This window comes from Neorhizobium vignae, assembly GCF_000732195.1.
GTDB classification, from domain to species: domain Bacteria; phylum Pseudomonadota; class Alphaproteobacteria; order Rhizobiales; family Rhizobiaceae; genus Neorhizobium; species Neorhizobium vignae.
Genome location: NZ_JNNU01000023.1, coordinates 13,193 through 30,843, shown reverse-complemented (window position 1 = coordinate 30,843; position 17,651 = coordinate 13,193). Strand labels below are relative to the sequence as shown.

Genomic DNA, 17,651 nt, shown 5'->3' with positions numbered 1-17,651 from the left:
GGCGTCGGCTTCCGCTTCCGCCTGTCCTGTAATGACCAGCAACCTAGAAAGACATGGCGCATCTTGTAAAATTCAATTATTCGAGCTTTCCATTCCCTTTTGGCATACTCTGGAGATCCATCATGCGCCGGATCAAGTTGCGCCATCTCGACACCCTGGCCGCCTTCATGAAAACAGGCTCGGTCACGGAGGCGGCACTTGTGCTGCATACGACGCAGCCCAACGCGAGCAAGTCGTTGAAGCAGCTTGAGGATTTTGCGGGCGTCAAACTGTTCGAGCGCAGTGCCGGCCGGCTGCGCCCGACGCCCGAGGCAGAGCTGCTTTTCGCGCATGCGACGCGGCTGATGGACGAACTAGTGCTGTTCGAGAACCTGTCTCTCGATCTCACCACCATGTCGCAAGGCTATGTAAATATCGGCATACTTTCAGCGTTCAGCACCGCCCTGATCCCGATGGCTATCGAGCGTTTCAACAATCTATATCCCGGGGTCCAGGTCCAGGTGGACTTGCTCGACTCCGACAAGATCCACACCTATGTCAGCCGCGGGAATTATGATTTCGGCCTGGTGCACCATCCCGAGCATGAGGCCGACCTGATGACGCAGACGCTCAAAACCTCCTCCATGGTCTGCATCATGCCAACCGATCACAACCTCGCAAAACATCGCATCATCCTTGCCAGCGACATCGCCGACCAGCCGTTCGTGACCTATCCGCGCTCGGTTCCGTTTGGCGCGGCGATCTTCCGATCCCTTTCCGACGAAGGCGTTCGGCCTTCGAACAGCCTGATCTCGAACCAGAGCCAGCTTATCCGGCGCCTCGTGGAGAGAGGGCGCGGGGTGGCCCTCGTCGATCATTTCTCGGTTTGGGATGCCAATGAGTTCGACCACATCGCCGTGCGCCAGTTCGAGCCGCGTATTCCGGTCTCGGTGGGAATGATCATCCCCAAACGCCGCCCCCTCTCACTTGCTGCGCAGACTTTCGTTGCCAGCCTCAAGGAAGTTTTGGAGCAAGACCCCCGCGATGGGGCAACGCAATGTTAAAGCGCTAGGGTGAAAAGTCTCGCTCACCGCTATCGCTCACGCGGCGTTCAGGCGTGCGATTTCGTTCCACATTTGCATCGCTGCAGTTCTGAGTTCGCGGTGATGGTCGGATGGAATATCGTGACGTGGAATACGCAAGAGATTGGCAGCGGGGTCATGAATGGAGACGAAACCCTGGAGATGCCGGGCTGATTTGAAACCTTTCATGATCCGCTCTCACCGTCGTGTCGGTTGATGGAATGCGACGGTAATCCTCCTGGAGCGTCAGATGCCGAACGCGGATTGGCTTGATTTCCGGCTCACCTTCTCAGGAACGAGACTGCGCGCAGAACGGGTCAGCCGACCGAGGCTTGCCACCCTGGGAGTCGTAATACCTGCTTGATGATTCCCAGCCGCGGACATGCTTGTCGACTTCAGCTTTTTCGGTTGCTCGGCTGCGGCAAACGCTCGCTGATGAGCCTACACGGGTCGTACGGTGCGGCTTGCGTAGGCGTTGTGGAGGCGCTGTTGGTTCAGAGCATCCTGTTTGGGCGCGATGCCAAAAGCTCTTGAATATTCTCGGCTGAATTGCGACGCGCTCTCGTAGCCGACCTTGTAGGCAGCTTCGGCGACGTTGGCCGCCTGCGTGACCATGAGGCGGCGCGCCTCAAGCAGGCGTAATTGCTTCTGGAACTGGAGCGGCGTCATCGAGGTCAGTGCCTTGAAGTGCTGGTGAAACGACGACGGGCTCATTCGCGCAACATCCGCGAGTTGATCGACGCGCAAAGTGTCCGCGAAGTTGGTGTGCAGCATCGACACGGCCCTTACCACACGTTCGATGTTTGATTCCGGGCACGCGAGTTTGCAGATCTCACCGCCGTGCGGGCCGCTCAACAGCCAATAACAAATCTCGCGCACGATCGAAGGCGCCAGGATCGGAATTGCCTTCGGAGTCGCCAGCAGTCGAACCAGGCGGAGAATACAATCCGCTAGCGGTTGGTCCACTTTGGCGACGAAAGCGCAAGGACCGGTCGTGTCGGACTGCGCTGGTGGTGTATCCAATTGTTCGAGAACTTCGCGCACAGTTGCGACATCGAAGTCGACCATGACGCCGACATAAGGCGTTGCAGCACTGGCCTCAACGATCCTTCCGGTTGCCGGGACCCCGATACTGACGACCAAGCACTCCATGGTTCGATAGTTGAGATGTTCGTCGCCAAACTGCAACTCCTTCGCACCCTCCAGTACCACGCATAGCGACGGCCGGTAGATGTTTCGCATGGGCATCATCGACTGAAACGAGCGGACGATGTTGAAGCCTTCTATGGCCGTCGGGAACAGGCCTTGCCCGCCACCCTGGTCTTCGATGTAGGCCGATACTGCAGAGAGCAATGGCGTATTCAAGCGGGGCTCCGGTTGTTTCACGGGCCACGGCAATACGTGGCGGCTCGCCGGCATCATCGCTTCTCCTGTAGGAATAGGCAAGTTTCTTGAAGGTTCGGGCATTCTAGCCATTGGACACTCCATCTAGCTTAAGGGTGCAACCAAGCGAGGAGTGACCTCAAGATGACAGAAATTGTCGCCCGGTCAATAGACCCTGCAAAGACACGAGCGCCGCCCTCTGTGTCCAACGGGGAACACGTAAAAGGCCTGCGCATGGCCGCAATATGCATCGTCCTTCTGCTGATCAACGCGGTCTCGCAGATCGATCGAATACTGCCGTTCATCCTGGCGGAAAAGATCAAAGCAGACCTGTCGCTGACCGACACCCAGATGGGGCTACTCACTGGTATTGCGTTTGCGGTTTGCTACGCACTACTCTCATTACCGCTTGCCCGTGCGGCAGATCGGGGATCTCCCCGGCTCGTACTGGTGTCCTGCGTCCTGATCTGGAGCGTCATGACGACGCTCGGCGGTTTTGCCGCCAGTTTCATGTTCCTGGCACTCACACGCTTCGGCGTCGCATTCGGCGAGGCCGGTGCGGTTCCCGCAGGCCATGCTCTCATCGTCCGTAAAATTGGCATCGAGCGGCGGGGTCTTGCAATCGGTCTATTCGCAATGGGCATCCCACTCGGCACCATGGTGGGGTTTGCGGCAGGCGGCGCGATTGCAGACGTATTTGGCTGGCGTATCGTTTTGATGGGTGCTGGAGCCATCGGCATCTTGATCGGGTTGTTGACCATTCTTGTTGCCGGCTCCACGCCACCGCTTCCAGGTACAGCTTCTCGCGACGAACCCTTTCTGCGGACCAGCCTTGACATGTTGTCATCCCCGCCGTTCCGCTGGTTGTTCACCGGCGCCGTTTTCCTGGGCTTCGCAGGAGCGCCATTTTATGCCTTCTCCATACCGTTTTTAATTCGCACGTACGGTTTTACAGCGACAGAGGTCGGCGTTTCGTTCGGCATGTTGCAGGGGTTGATGGGGATTATCGGGACTTTGGGCGGTGGACGCTGGTTTGATCACGCCGTTCGTTCAGGCACCGGCAAGGTGCTAGGTCCCCCGGCAATTCTGTTCCTGATTGCCAGTGTCACGACAACTGCGGCGCTCTTTGCACCGACTGGCTGGATGTCCATTGCGCTTTTTGTCCCGGGAATGCTCTCATTTTCGTTCATGTTGCCATGGGGCTTCGGCGCCGCGCATCTGATCGCTGGTCCGGGACGTCAGGCACAGGCGACCAGCCTCGTCATGATTGCATCCGGTCTTGCCGGACCTGCCCTTGGCCCCTTGATCGTCGGCATCGTCAGTGACGCTGCAACAGCAGCTGATATTCCGAACGGTCTCGGGCTGGGCTTGTTGATCGTGCCCCTGGCGAGCGTCCTGACAGGCATTGTTTACCTGATCACAAATCAACGGATCGCGGCTTTGCTTCGCCGTCACTGATCGAAACCAGCGGCGGCATCAGCTGATCAGGCACGGCGCACCGGCCTGCCGCCCCGCGGGATTCACAACCAAACAATCGAACGGAACCAGATCATGAAGTACAACAGACTGGGAAATACGGGCCTTTTCGTCTCGGAGCTCTGCCTGGGCACGATGACATTCGGCGGCAAAGGGATCTGGGCGAATATGGGTAACATTCAACAGGACGGCGCTCAGGCTCTGATCGCCCGCGCACTTGAGCACGGGATCAACTTCATCGATACCGCCGACATCTATTCGAGTGGCACATCGGAAGAGATGATCGGCCAGTCACTTAAAAATCTCGGTGTCCGGCGAGAGGATGTGGTCATCGCGACCAAGGTCTGCGGGCCCATGGGCCATGGGCCCAACGACGCCGGCAATTCCCGGGGTCACATCTTCGATAGCGTCAAAGCCAGTCTGAGACGACTACAGGTCGATCACATCGATCTTTACCAGCTTCATAACGTTGATAACGTAACTCCGATCGAGGAAAGCCTCGCTGCATTGGATGCGCTGGTCCAGCAGGGTCTGGTTCGTTATGTCGGCGTATCGAACTGGTCTGCGTGGCAGATGGCGAGGGCGCTGGGCCACAGCGAACGCCTCCAGATCGCGAAAATCGCGACTTCGCAAAACTATTACACCCTTGCAGGTCGCGATATAGAGCGAGAAATCGTCCCGCTCGTCAGGGCCGAAAAACTTGGCCTTCTGGTCTGGAGCCCGCTTGCAGGCGGCCTGCTGAGCGGCAAGTTTGGCCGCGATAAGCAGGGCGAGGAAGGTAGCCGCCGGACCATTTTCGATTTTCCGCCGGTCGCTATGGATCGAGCTTACGACGTGATCGATGTGATGGAACGCATTGGCGCCGACAGAGGTGTCAGCGTTGCGAGGATTGCGCTGGCATGGCTGCTGCATCAGCCGCATGTCACAAGCGTCATCGTCGGCGCAAAGACGGTCGCGCAACTCGACGACAGCATCGGAGCGTCAGAGATCACGCTGAGTGCGGATGAGGTCGCCGAATTGGAAGCCGTCAGCAGGATCGCTCCTGAATATCCGGCGTGGATGCAGCGAACGCGTGACGTCGCGGCAAGGCCACCACTCGGTAAGCCGATCAACGCCATCGAATAGGCTCGGACCCGGAACCGCCCCATTCCGGGTCCGTGAAAAGGTCGCCTCTCCCCATGGCGACCTTCTGTCCGCCGAAGACGTGGCCAAAACAATGCGCCTTCGGCGGACGATCTTGCCCCACCAGAAACAGAAGGATTTGATGATGTCACGACCGTGGACACTTGACGATATGCCGTCTCAGAAGGGCCGGACAATCCTGATCACCGGAACCGGTGGCCTCGGCTTCGAAGATGCACTTGCGCTGGCCCGAGCCGGTGGCGACGTGATCATCGCAGGACGTAACCCGATGAAGGGTGCTGACGCGGTCCGGCGCATCAAGGAAAAGGCGCCGCAGGCATCGGTTACTCTGGAGATCGTCGACCTCGCCAGCCTCACATCGATCGAGGCGCTTGCAAAACGACTGAAAGAAACACGCGACCATATCGACGTGCTCATCAACAACGCCGGCGTCATGACGCCACCAACGCGCGAGACAACCAAAGACGGTTTCGAACTGCAGTTCGGCACCAACTATCTCGGCCACTTTGCCCTGACGGGCCATCTCCTGCCGCTGCTCAAGCTTGGACAAGCCCCACGCGTCGTCACGCTTTCCAGCATTGCTGTTAGAAGCGCAAGCGCGGCAATCAATTTCGACGACCTCCAAGCGGAACGGCAGTATAAGCCGATGCCCGTCTACACTCAGTCGAAGTTGGCCTGCCTGATGTTTGCCTTCGAGCTGCAACGGCGGAGCGAAGAAGCGGGCTGGGGTATTACCAGTATCGCTGCCCACCCCGGCGTATCGCGCACGGATCTGCTTCACAACGGGCCAGGTCGCCGCAGCGCTCAGGGCCTTCTCAGGTCGTTCATGTGGTTTCTGTTCCAGCCGGTTGCACAAGGCGCGCTGCCGACCTTGTTCGCGGCGACATCTCCAAGCGCCCGAGGCGGTGCCTATTATGGCCCCGATAGACTTGGCGAGACCCGTGGACACCCGACCGAAGCGCAGATCTCACGACAGGCGATGGAGAAGCATGTGGCCCACAGGCTGTGGGAGATTTCTGAAGCACTGACGGGGATTTCCTTCAATGCGCAAGTCTCCCCGCCTGAGCTTCCCGGGCTGAACCCGACGACCATCAGACGGGAGGGGTGAGATATGGACCCGCTCGCAAACCTGGTCGACTGGATTGCGGTATACGGCATATTCGGATTGTTTGCGATCGGGCTGGCAGAGCGCTTCCTGCCTGCCCTTCCCTCCTATGGGGTTCTCGTTGCCATCGGTATTGCGGCCGAGGACGATGTCTGGGCCCTCCACACCGCTGTCATCGCGACGACGGTCGGTAGCTTTCTAGGCGCCCTCGGTCTCTACCTTCTCGTGCGTGCAGTCGGAAAAAAACGGTCTGCAGCGTTTCTCTACTCGGTCGGCGGATGGGTGGGTCTATCGCAACCACGTATCGACTGGACATTGTCCTCCCTGCGGGATCGGGAACGAGCGCTGACGATCCTGTCGCAACTCATTCCCACCGTGCGGTTGATTTCGCCCGTAGCGGCCGGGCTTTTAGGTACGAATACGCTGCGGTTCGTGTCCGGCATAACAGTCGGCATCGTTCTGTGGAACGGCCTGTTCATCGCCGCAGGTTACGTGGCCGTGCTGGCCATTCCCGGCATCAATTCGTCCGCGCTCGCGCTGAAAATACTGGTCCTGCTTATTGTCGCGGAACTACTCACAGCCTTGGTGTGGCGGCTTCAGCGACGGTATTCGATGCGCGTGAATCCGGGAGCCAGCGAGCGATGACGAACAGGACTGCCGATGCCTTTTTGTTTTTTCGGGCGTGGCTTTCCGCTCCCCTCCGTGTCGCCTCGGTTACCCCATCAGGGCGCGCGTTGTCTTCACTCATGACCGCCGAGATATCTGCGCAGACGGGCACAATCATCGAGTTGGGACCTGGAACCGGCGTTTTCACAGAAGCATTGCTGCGGCAAGGTGTTCCTGAAGAAAATCTCGTGCTGGTCGAATACGGTGCGGAGTTTGCCAACCAACTCAGCGATCGCTTTCCAGCCGCAAGAACCATCCAGATGGATGCTGCTCAATTGCGCAAGTTGCCGCTTCACGCCTCAGCGCCTGTAGGCGCTGTCGTGAGTGGCCTTCCTCTTCTGTCGATGCCGGTGCGCAAGGTGCATGCTATCCTGGAGGGGGCGTTCTCGCATCTTCGCCATGGTGGAGCCTTCTACCAATTCACTTACGGTCCACGCTGCCCGATCGCCAGAACCTTGCTCGACCGTCTGGGCCTGAAGGCAACGTATGTCGGTTGGACCCTCGCCAATATTCCGCCCGCTGCCGTCTATCGTATTAGCCGACGAAGACCGCGGAGGGCGCTCGAACCGACGCATCAGGATCTGTTGTTTGAAGGACAGAAAAAAAATCCATCTTGGTGAGCATCAACCCGACCCGGATAGATCTTTTTGTTCTGGTTGAGGCAGTCGGGCTCGGACACCCCTCATGGCCCGACGCTCCATCAGCGCATGACAAAGCTTAAATTTTGAGAAGTGCAAATGCATCAAGCATTTTCCGTCGTTCCGCTTGCCGCTGTTTCGTCGGTGTGCCTTTCGCTGTTGTTCTTCCATCTACATCCTGGACTTGAATGTCGCAGAATTCGTCATCCGTGCAGGCCAGCAAGATCGCACCGCGAGCGCCGACCTCTTAGCGTCGGCCTCGTTCGTGGCCGCAAGCGCTTTTGTTGCCTTAGTCACCTTGATGTTCACCGCTCACACATGAGGTCCCAGAATCGCCAGTGGCCTGACGCTGTACCGCCGAGGATTAGGCATGTTTTTTGTCGGATCGGGTATGTCCGAGCAAGGTCCCACGATCCAGAGTATCTTTGTCAAAAGGATTTAGTCCATGTCTTATACGCTGTCGGTGAATGGCCGATTTCATGATGTTGACGAAGATGGTGAAACCCCGCTTCTGTGGGTGCTTCGCGATCACCTGTCGCTGACGGGCACAAAATACGGCTGTGGCGCATCTCAGTGCGGCGCCTGCACCGTGCATCTCGACGGAAGGCCAGCTCGATCCTGTTCGGTCCCATTACGATCGGCCGTGTCGGCACAGATTTCCACAATCGAAGGCATGGACGGCGCTGAAGCATCAGCTCTTCGCGATGCCTGGGTAGAGCGCGATGTACCGCAATGTGGGTTTTGTCAATCCGGTCAGATCATGAGCGCGATCGCACTGCTGCGGGCGAATAAACAACCTACGGATCAGGACATTGACATTGCGATGAGCGGTAACCTCTGTCGCTGCGCCACCTACACTCGAATTCGCGCGGCCATCCACGATGCGGCGGCAAAGCTCCGTGCGCCGACATGACCCCACCCCCGTCCAAAAAGGGAAGATGGCGTCGCCGGGTCAAAGTCGCTTTTGCGTCGATATTCGGAATGATTTTTGTCGCGGCTGCCGCGGGCCTCGTCTACGCCCTTTATCCGCGTACCATGCCGCAGACACAAACGATTGAGGCCAGACTGCAGCCTGCCGAATTCGATCGTTTGCGCCAGGTTTCAGACTTCAATGCGATTACCGACCCGACCGCGAGGTCTGTGGCACTATTCTTCGAAGCCGGCCGTGTGATCGAGCACCCACGCTGCATGAACTGTCATCCACGAACTGACCGACCCACCCAGACAGAGGCGATGCGCCCGCATACGCCCTGGGTCACACGTGGCGCCGACGGCGGCGGGGCCCCGACGCTTCGTTGCTCAACCTGCCACCAGGCCGAAAACTTTGAGGCGTCAGGTGTACCGGGGAACCACAAGTGGAGACTCGCGCCTATCGAGATGGCCTGGCAGGGCAAGACGCTCGGCGACATTTGCAGGCAGCTTCTGGATCCTGCACGTTCGCACATGACGCGTGAGGAACTGCTTCAGCACATGGCGCAAGATGAACTGGTGGGCTGGGCCTGGCATCCGGGTGCAAACCGCAAGCCCGCACCCGGCACTCAGGAAGCCTTCGGATCATTGATCAAGGCTTGGCTCGATACCGGCGCAGCGTGCCCACAGTGAGTAGGCTCAAGTGAGAGCAAGGACAGCAATAGGAGAATGTCGTGACCGACGCCCCAGACAGGAAGCCACGATTTCGGATGACCCGTCGACGCTTGATTTTGGGTGGATCCATGATCGGTGGCGCTCTCGTGGTAGGCTACGCCGCAACCAACCCGATGCAAGCTATCGGCGCCATCCTGCAAGGTGGCGGCGACGACCCGGAGCCGAGCGCTTTCGGACCATTTATCCGCATCTCCGATGACGGCTGGGTGACTATTGTCAACAAACAGCAGGAACTCGGCCAGGGGATCCACGCAGGGCTCGCCGCGATCGTCGCAGAAGAACTCGATGCGGATTGGGACAAGGTGCGGGTTGTTGACGGGCACAGCAACTTCCGCGCCTACGGCGTGCAAATGACAGCGGGTTCAAATTCGATCGCCTCGAACTGGGATCTTATGCGCAATGCGGGTGCTGCAGCACGCGCTATGTTCGTGGAGGCGGCAGCCGCGCGCTGGAGCGTGCAAGGCAGTGGTATCGTTGTCCGCGACGGTACCCTATCCCATCCTGGCTCGGACCGAACCGCAACCTTCGTCGAGCTTCTGGCCGACGCCTCCCGGCAAACCCCACCCGAGACGCCGATCCTGAAACGCCGAGAGGACTATCGGTTGATCGGCACGGAGCGCGTGCGCCGAAAGGACAGCCTGCCGAAGAGCACAGGTGCCCAGGTCTATACGCAGGATATCCAGCGTCCGGACTTACTCGTCGCAATGGTCGCACATAGTCCCCGCTTCGGTGGAAAGCTTTTGCGCTTCGATGCGTCGGATGCCCTGAAAGTAAAGGGCGTGAGGCATGTATTCGCCATCGAGACGGGTGTCGCCGTCCTTGCCGAGACGACGTTCGCCGCGAAGCGAGGGCGCGACGCACTGCGTATCGAATGGGACGACAGCGAAGCCGAGACGCGTTCGTCTCCCGACCTTGTGGCGTATTTCCGTGACATCGCAGCCGGTCGTACCGATGTGGAGCCGGGTAGTTTTCAGACTAAGGGTGACACGCCGGAAGCGCCTTTTGACGGCGATGTTGTCGAGTTCGCCTTTGATTTCCCTTATCTTGCACATGCGCCGATGGAGGCACTCAATTGCGTCGCCAAGGTCGAGGGCTGGGATGTTGCAATAACATCGGGCGCTCATCTGGTAACAGTCGATCAGGTTCAGGCGGCACTTACTGCTCGGACCGTTCCGGGCCGGGTCGACATCGAGGTGATCCCTGCAGGCGGTTCGTTCGGCCGCCGCGGTGGAATGAGCTCTGACTATGTCGTCGAGTGCGTGCGGATCGCAAAGCGGGTCGAGGGTCGCTCCGTCAAGCTGATCTGGAGCCGCGAGGACGACATGAGGATGGGTTACTTCCGGCCAATGTCACATCATCGGGTATGGGTTCAGGTAGGCTCGGACGGGTTTCCCGAGCGCTGGCGCGTCCATTCGGTTTGCCAGAACTTGCTTCCCCTCGCCCCGAATTTTACGGCGACCGAGGGTATCGCAGACTCGCCTAATCTTTCCACCGCGACAACTGTCGATGGCAAGATTTTCACGCCAGCGTTCCCAGTCACTGTCGGGTTTTGGCGCTCGGTCGGCAATTCGCATACCGCAATGGTGATGGAGCACATCGTGGATCTGCTGGCGCGCCGGGCGGGTAAGGACCCAGTTTCCTACCGTCGTTTTCTATATCAGAAGGCTGGCGATACGCGTCGGCTGGCGGTACTGGACGAGCTTTACGCCAGGGCCGCCTGGGGTACCCCACTCGAAGCGGGATGGGCTCGAGGCCTGGCGATCCACCAGGCGTTCGGAACGATTGTTGGCCAGGTCGCGGAAGTCCGGCTACTCGAGGGCCGGCCAATCGTGCGTCGTGTTGTGGCCGTCGTTGATTGTGGTATCGCGGTTGCGACGGATCAGATCGCGGCTCAGATGGAAGGAAGTATCGGTTTTGGCCTGTCCGCTGCTTTTTACGGCGAGATCACGCTCAAGGATGGACTTGTGCAACAGACAAACTTTGACCGATATCCAGTCTTGCGAATGAACGAGATGCCCGCTGTCGAAACCTATATTCTCGCGTCTGACAACAAGCCGACTGGAATGGGTGAGCCGGGAGTGGCGCCGATCGCGCCAGCGGTGGCGAATGCCATGCTCGCCTTATCTGGCACGCCGACACAGCGCCTGCCATTCCTCAATGGCGCAATGAATGCCGGCTTTTCGATTTCCTGACGGGAACGCGAACTTCGCGCGCCCAGCTACGGCCGGTGCACATTAAGCCATTGCTAAGTGGAGCTAATCAGTCCGCGCGATATTTGCGGGCTAATCCTCCCGGCTGGCCTGACTTACGTTGAAAGGAATATGCGGTTTCGGTTTAGGCCGGAACGGATGACGCCAGCATTGTTGCAATCCAACAGGAGACGAAATCCACATGTCAGACACGCACGATAGGCAGCCTCTGGAGGTCACCCGGCGGCAGGTTTTAGAGGCTGGAACGATTGTCTCGGTGTCCGGGTTGCTGCCGGTAGCTGCGCAAGCCCAAGCGCCCAGTCCGCAGCCAGCACCGGAAAACGGCGCGACAGTTCAGGTGAGCTTCCATGTCAACGGCCAGCCGAGTGCACTGGAAATTGATGCGCGGGCATCCTTGCTGGATATGCTGCGCGAGCGACTGGGCATGGTCGGTGCGAAAAAAGGATGCGACCATGGCCAATGCGGCGCCTGCACTGTCCACATAGACGGGCGCAGGGTCGCCTCCTGTCTGACGCTTGCCGCCAAAGTCGATGGCCGTGATGTCACGACCATCGAAGGTATCGGCCGCGCGGACGCTCTACATCCCATGCAGCAGGCCTTCATTGACCACGACGCCCTGCAATGCGGCTACTGCACGCCCGGCCAGATCATGGCGGCAATCGCCTGCGTCAAGGAAGGTCATGCGTCTACGCCCGAGGAGATCCGGGAATATATGAGCGGCAACATCTGTCGATGCGGAGCTTATGTCGGCATTGTCGCCGCGATCGAGCAGGCAGCTCCCCTGATTGAGCGGAGCTGAACATGAGATCGTTATCCTACATCCGCGCCAAAACTGTCAGCGAAGCGACCGAAGCCTTTGTGGCGGCAGGCGAAGGTGCTCGCTATATCGCTGGCGGAACCACTCTCTACGACCTGATGAAGCTGGGTGTTGAGCGCCCCGCGCACCTGATCGATATCGCCTCTCTTGCGGGAAGCGACCGGATCGAGACCAGCGGCGACGTTCTGTTCTTTGGTGCCGGAGCCCGCATGGCCGATGTTGCCGAAGATGGCGTCGTGCGCCGTGACTACCCGGTTCTGGCGGAGAGCCTCTCGAAAGCCGCCTCTCAGCAGCTGCGCAACATGGCGAGCGTCGGCGGCAACCTCCTGCAGCGCACCCGTTGTCCCTATTTCAGGAACGGCGCAATCGGTGCCTATCCCTGCAACAAGCGAGAGCCCGGCTCCGGATGCGCGGCGATCGGCGGGCTTGATCGCGGCCAGGCAGTGCTCGGGGTCAGTGACGCTTGCACAGCCGCGTCGCCTGGTGACTGGCCCGTCGCGTTGACGGCGATGGACGCGACAGTGGAGATCCAAGGTCCGGCGGGGCCACGATCAGTTCCGATCGCCGAATTTTACCGATTGCCTGGTGATACGCCCCATCTCGAATTCGCGATCGAAGCCGGCGAGATCGTCACCGGGATATCAGTTCCGAAGACGGAGGCCGGCCGAAACTCGACCTACCTCAAAGTGCGTGATCGCGAGTCCTATGCTTTCGCCCTCGCGTCGGCAGCCGTGGCGCTGGCGATGGATGGGGATCATGTTCGGCACGCGCATATTGCACTTGGCGGCGTTGCCACCCGGCCTTGGCGGGCACGCGAGGCGGAGGAGCTTCTGACGGGCCGGTCTATCGAACCGGACATTGCGCTGGCTGCAGGGAAAGCGGCATTCGCCGAAGCCCGACCCGGTGCGCACAACGCATTCAAGATCGAACTCGGTGCTCGCACCCTTGCCGACGCCATCATGACAGCTGGAAGGAAGATGCAATGACGCAGGAACGGACTGCTGACCGCCCGCGGGTCGATGCTTATGAAAAAGTGCTCGGCCGGGCGCTATACGCCGCAGACCAGCCGATCGCGGGCCTGCTTCATGCGATGACGGTTCCAGCGACGATCGCCAAGGGACGTATTGAAGCGATTGACATGACTGCCGCACAGAATGTGCGGGGGGTGGTGCGCATTTTCACACATGAAGATTTCTCGCAGATCAAGACGACTCCTGCCGCTCGCGGTGCCTATGGTCAGCCCGGCAAGGGCCATCAGCCGATGACGAGCCCGGTCGTGCGCCACCGAGGCGAACCGGTCGCCCTGGTTGTTGCCGAAACGTTGGAAGCCGCTATCGAGGGCGCGGAAGCCGTCAAGGTCCGCTATGCCTCGGAGCCATTTAGCGCTCGCATGGAAGACGACCTTGCCAGCCCCGAGGCCGAACCCGATCGCCAGCTCTCCTCCGGTGATGCGGAAGCAGCCTTCGCTACCGCCGATCATCGTGTCGATGTCGAATATCTGCATCCCCAGCAGCATCATAATCCGATCGAGTTGATCTCGACGACCGCCGCATTCGAGGATGGTGAACTCAGGATCTACGAAGGAACGCAGGCGGCGTCAGCCTTCGCCGGCGGCCTTGCCGGCATGATGGGAATGGACCCGACGCGCCTGCGTGGCGTGAGCCCCTATACCGGCGGAGGATTTGGGCAGAAGAACGGAATTCAAGAGCAGAGTGTGCTCGTTGCAAGTGCCGCCGTCCTGCTGCGCCGGCCGGTGAAACTCGTGATGTCGCGCAGTCAGTTGTTTCATACCGCATCCTATCGCCCAAGAAGCCGCCACCGCGTTCGGCTGGGGGCGGATGAACAAGGGCGCCTGCTGGCCGGGCTTTATGAAACGGTCCAGCAGAACGGCCGGTATGATGGATTTGCTTGTGACCACGGGGCCAATCCTCCGCGCATGTATGGCTATGGTGCCTGGCGGGGAAGTGACCGCATCGTCCGGGTCGATACCCAGACCCCAGGCCATCAGCGTGCTCCCCATGAGCATCCCTCAAGCTACGCCACCGAATGCGCCATGGATGAGCTTGCCGAAGCTGTCGGAATGGATCCCGTTGAGCTTCGCCTTGCAAACGACGCTCAAAGTGATCCAATCACCGGCAAGCCTTTTTCGTCACGCCATCTCGCGGACTGTCTGAGGCGCGGTGCCGAATTGTTCGGCTGGAGCCGACGGATGCGCGAGCCGGGCGCGTTGGTCGCGGACAATGGCGACCTCATAGGCCTCGGCGTCGCATGCGGGAGTTACAAGGCATCGATGACGGCCGCCGTAACAACGCTTCGTCTTTTCGCAAGCGGACGATGCGACATCGCAACCTCCGGTCACGAGATGGGACAAGGCATCCGTAGCGTCATCGCCGCGGAGCTTATCGAGATTCTCGGCGTGGACCCGACCAAGCTCGATGTTCGCATCGGCGATACCGGCCATGCGCCGCAACATATAACCGCAGGCTCCTGGGGAACGGGAAGCGCTGCGCCGGCAGCCCGAGGCGCTGCCTTGAAACTGCGCGATGAGCTAAGCCTTCTGACCGGTGCACCGTTGTCGGAAGAGCCGGTTCATGTCCAGCTTGCGCGGACCCGCCGCCCCTCCTTGGAAGTTACAGTCAATACGATCCCGCTCGGCAAGGACGCACAGGTCATCGAGCAATTGCGCAGAGGCATTCCATCCACCACCGGACCGGAATATCCCGACTTTATGGCCTTCAGCTGGATCGCCCATTTTGCTGAAGTTCACGTGGAGACGTCAACCGGGCGCGTGCGTGTGAAACGCGTCGTCAGCGTGGCCGATTGCGGCCGGGTCATGAACCGGCGCACAGCGGAAAGCCAGGTAAGGGGCGGTGTCGTCTGGGGCATTGGCGCAGCACTCCGGGAGGCCGGTGAAACAGACCCTCGCTTCGGCGGCGTGCTCAACAATGATCTTGCCGAATATGTCGTGCCGGTCAACGCCGACATCGGCGCAATCGACGTCGATTTCATCGACCAGCCGGACTTCAAGCTCAACATGTCCGGCGTAAAGGGTCTTGGCGAAGTCGCCATGGTCGGAGCGGCTGCAGCCGTTGTCAATGCCGTCTACAATGCGACCGGCAGACGTGTGCGACATCTACCCATCAGGATTGAAGACTTGCTGTAAAGCAGGTCTCAACGGCAAGGCATGCGAGACGAAGAAGGGGCAAACGATGCCCTTTCCTGTGCGCAGACACGCGGGCGAAGAGAGGCGCGACCTCACAGATTTGAAATGCGCGTCTGTCTCACCGCTCATCGAGTCATGGTGCGGATTGGCTGCAGTACCGCCTCTTCCAGGGCCGACATCCGGATTGGATCGGCAACGGCGTAGGCGGGGTCGGCGATCATCTCGACGAAGGCTGTCCGTCTTGGGTAGCGCACGAGCGCCACCGCGTCCCAGGATTGACCGGGTTCGGCGCACAACGCGGTCGCCCCATCGCCGGCGAAGATGATTTCCGCGCCATACCGGCTTATGATCGGGCCGGCCATGGCGAGATAGTCGAAGTAGCGCTGCCTGCCGCCGTCAGCCTTGAACCGAAGCAGGTTGAGCATGACAACCGGCTGGTCATCGTCTTCGGCAACGAAACGCTCGATATCGGCGGGAGTGACTTTGATCATCGGTATCTCCGGTGAAATGGGCCTCAGGCCTCGTGAAATTCCCCGGCAAATTATGCTAGGTTTTTCGAGCCCTCCATAACGCCAACACCAGAAGACTTTATCGACCGTACAGAAATGGATCCCTTCCTCGATCTTATCCGACTGCTGCGGCCGCGTGCCGCTCTTCTGGGCCGCGGCATGGACGCCGCCGGCGATTGGGGACTGAGTTTTCCGGCACGGGGAGACCTGTTGTTTTTCTGGATAGAAGACGGCACATGCCAGTTGATACGACCTGATTACGAGCCGATTTGGCTGGAAACGGGCGACTTCGTGCTGCTGCGGACAACACTTTCCTTTACGCTGACCTCAAAGAAAGAATTAGAGCCGTTGGACAGCGTCGCGGCGGTGGCCGCCAAAAAGGAGGGACGGTTGAAGCTGGGCTCCGGTCAGGAAAGATCGGTTTCGGTTCACATGGGCAAATTCCTGTTTTCGACAGCCAACGAGGATCTCCTGACTGGGCTTCTCCCGCCCATCGTTCAGGTCCCCTCTCGTTCACCCAAACTTCACCGGCTTCACTACCTGCTCACGTTGATGGAATCCGAAGGCCGCGATCCCGGACCGACTAGCGAGTTCATCATCGTCCGTCTCGTTGAGCTGGCGTTGGTCGAAATTCTCAGGACGCCCACTTTGGATTTTCCGGAAACTGGTACGCCCGCTAACCGCGGCCTGCTTGCCGGCCTTCGAGACCCCGTCGTGGCCAAAGCAATTCGTGCCATGCACGAGAACGCCGGGCAAGAATGGACGGTCGATTCTCTGGCGAGGCTTTGCGGTGTCTCACGATCCGCCTTCGCCACGCGCTTTCGTGACATCGTCGGCATCGGTCCGATCTCGTACCTGTTACGGTGGCGCATGGCGCTTGCCAAGGAGGCGCTCAAGTTCGGAACGGCAAGGATGGAGGAAATCGCCTTTTCAATTGGCTACAAGTCGGCGAGTGCGTTCAGTACTGCCTTCGCACGCGCTGTCGGATGCTCGCCGAGCCGCTTCGCGGAAAGCTCGTCCCGCACCCCCTAAAGGGAAGACCCTTGAGCCTGCTAAAGTTCTGGTCGGTTTTCACAGCAAAGGGTCAAGCCTTGCTTTGCATGCCGTGATCGATGTTGCCGGTGATATTGTCCCAGCCGGAAAGCGCGATTTCCGCCACAGCATGCAATTCGTCGCGATCCGCTCCATCGCGGGCGCGGATAGCCATGCCGCTTTGGACGGTCTGCACGAACCTTGCCAAATTGGTCGTGTCTGCCGCGGCCATAAGGTCACCGTCGCTCTTCGCTCTGTCGAAGCGCGCCTTGAGGAGATCGAAACCGCCTGCACGGGTCGCTCTCATGAGTTCGCTCAGTTCGGAGTGTCCTTCGCTGCCAACAGTGGCGAGCGTCGCCATGCAGCCATGCGGCAGATTGCAATCTCCACCGGTCATGGCGATCGCGGAATCCTGAAGAAATGCCAGCGCTGCGTCTCTCGCGGTCGGAGCAGCTCTGAAGCGGGTCCAGACCAAACCTTCGTAGGTCGTGTAATAGTATTTGAGCGCTTCCGCATAGAGTTCATCTTTCGAACCGAAGGCAGCATAAAGGCTCTTGGTTCCGATCCCCATCGCTTCCGTCAGGTCGGCGATCGAGGTTGCCTCGTATCCCTTAATCCAGAACAGTCTTGTCGCGGCGGCAAGCGCAGCTTGCGCGTCGAATTCCCGCGGCCGGCCGCGTGAGCGCGGGGTCGGTTCTGAATGGCCGGAGCAGGTCGAAACATCATTTTGCATCGACCACTGCATAAATCCATTGACGGCAATTTGCAATGGCGCTAACGATTTATGCATCGATCACTGCATAA

General features: G+C 59.5%; 16 protein-coding genes and 1 pseudogene. 13 read left to right on the top strand and 4 right to left on the bottom strand.

Going from position 1 to position 17,651, the window contains the following annotated elements:
• The first annotated feature begins 122 nt into the window (after positions 1-122).
• Positions 123-1,043 (top strand): LysR family transcriptional regulator, encoded by a 921-nt coding sequence (locus GQ59_RS25875; RefSeq protein WP_037086824.1) that lies wholly within the window; start codon positions 123-125, stop codon positions 1,041-1,043.
• 36 nt (positions 1,044-1,079) lie between these two features.
• Here GQ59_RS25875 and GQ59_RS31420 read toward each other — a convergent pair.
• Together GQ59_RS31420 and GQ59_RS25870 are read right to left on the bottom strand one after the other, a co-directional pair.
• Positions 1,080-1,280 (bottom strand): annotated as a pseudogene (locus tag GQ59_RS31420) (IS6 family transposase); the annotation flags it as partial.
• A gap of 222 nt (positions 1,281-1,502) precedes the next feature.
• Positions 1,503-2,426, bottom strand: coding sequence for an AraC family transcriptional regulator (locus GQ59_RS25870; RefSeq protein WP_152564463.1), 924 nt, complete (start codon positions 2,424-2,426; stop codon positions 1,503-1,505).
• Between the two features lie 162 nt (positions 2,427-2,588).
• Here GQ59_RS25870 and GQ59_RS25865 point away from each other — a divergent pair, with 162 nt between their 5' ends.
• From GQ59_RS25865 to GQ59_RS25820, 11 genes are all read left to right on the top strand, one after another.
• On the top strand, positions 2,589-3,902 hold the full coding sequence (locus GQ59_RS25865) for an MFS transporter (protein WP_037086822.1): 1,314 nt from the start codon (positions 2,589-2,591) through the stop codon (positions 3,900-3,902).
• Positions 3,903-3,995: 93 nt separating this feature from the next.
• Positions 3,996-5,045 (top strand): aldo/keto reductase, encoded by a 1,050-nt coding sequence (locus tag GQ59_RS25860; RefSeq protein ID WP_037086820.1) that lies wholly within the window; start codon positions 3,996-3,998, stop codon positions 5,043-5,045.
• Positions 5,046-5,187: 142 nt separating this feature from the next.
• On the top strand, positions 5,188-6,171 hold the full coding sequence (locus GQ59_RS25855) for an SDR family oxidoreductase (protein WP_037086928.1): 984 nt from the start codon (positions 5,188-5,190) through the stop codon (positions 6,169-6,171).
• 3 nt (positions 6,172-6,174) lie between these two features.
• A complete protein-coding gene (locus GQ59_RS25850) occupies positions 6,175-6,813 on the top strand; it encodes a DedA family protein (protein WP_037086817.1) in 639 nt (212 codons plus the stop codon).
• Positions 6,810-7,454, top strand: coding sequence for a class I SAM-dependent methyltransferase (locus GQ59_RS25845; protein ID WP_037086815.1), 645 nt, complete (start codon positions 6,810-6,812; stop codon positions 7,452-7,454). Before GQ59_RS25850 ends, GQ59_RS25845 begins: the two co-directional genes overlap by 4 nt.
• 463 nt (positions 7,455-7,917) lie before the next feature.
• Positions 7,918-8,385: a (2Fe-2S)-binding protein gene (locus GQ59_RS31415; RefSeq protein WP_084683294.1), complete on the top strand. Its 468-nt coding sequence runs from the start codon at positions 7,918-7,920 to the stop codon at positions 8,383-8,385.
• Positions 8,386-8,453: 68 nt separating this feature from the next.
• Positions 8,454-9,074 (top strand): Isoquinoline 1-oxidoreductase subunit, encoded by a 621-nt coding sequence (locus GQ59_RS25840; RefSeq protein WP_244448067.1) that lies wholly within the window; start codon positions 8,454-8,456, stop codon positions 9,072-9,074.
• Positions 9,075-9,115: 41 nt separating this feature from the next.
• Entirely contained in the window at positions 9,116-11,308 is a 2,193-nt protein-coding gene (locus tag GQ59_RS25835; RefSeq protein WP_037086811.1) for a xanthine dehydrogenase family protein molybdopterin-binding subunit, read from the top strand.
• 199 nt (positions 11,309-11,507) lie between these two features.
• Positions 11,508-12,125: a (2Fe-2S)-binding protein gene (locus GQ59_RS25830; RefSeq protein ID WP_037086809.1), complete on the top strand. Its 618-nt coding sequence runs from the start codon at positions 11,508-11,510 to the stop codon at positions 12,123-12,125.
• Between the two features lie 2 nt (positions 12,126-12,127).
• Positions 12,128-13,129, top strand: a complete 1,002-nt coding sequence (locus tag GQ59_RS25825; protein ID WP_037086807.1) for an FAD binding domain-containing protein — start codon at positions 12,128-12,130, stop codon at positions 13,127-13,129.
• On the top strand, positions 13,126-15,306 hold the full coding sequence (locus GQ59_RS25820) for a xanthine dehydrogenase family protein molybdopterin-binding subunit (RefSeq protein WP_037086804.1): 2,181 nt from the start codon (positions 13,126-13,128) through the stop codon (positions 15,304-15,306). Before GQ59_RS25825 ends, GQ59_RS25820 begins: the two co-directional genes overlap by 4 nt.
• Before the next feature lie 125 nt (positions 15,307-15,431).
• Here GQ59_RS25820 and GQ59_RS25815 read toward each other — a convergent pair whose 3' ends face one another.
• Positions 15,432-15,797, bottom strand: coding sequence for a DUF1330 domain-containing protein (locus GQ59_RS25815; RefSeq protein WP_084683293.1), 366 nt, complete (start codon positions 15,795-15,797; stop codon positions 15,432-15,434).
• 114 nt (positions 15,798-15,911) lie between these two features.
• Between GQ59_RS25815 and GQ59_RS25810 the strand changes: the two genes are divergently transcribed.
• The gene (locus GQ59_RS25810; protein ID WP_037086800.1) at positions 15,912-16,847 is read left to right on the top strand and encodes an AraC family transcriptional regulator; all 936 of its coding nucleotides are present in this window, start codon (positions 15,912-15,914) and stop codon (positions 16,845-16,847) included.
• A 52-nt stretch (positions 16,848-16,899) separates the two neighbouring features.
• Here the strand turns inward: GQ59_RS25810 and GQ59_RS25805 are convergent, their stop codons facing one another.
• Complete coding sequence (locus tag GQ59_RS25805; RefSeq protein ID WP_244448066.1) at positions 16,900-17,580, bottom strand: TetR/AcrR family transcriptional regulator; 681 nt, start codon at positions 17,578-17,580, stop codon at positions 16,900-16,902.
• Positions 17,581-17,651: the final 71 nt, after the last annotated feature.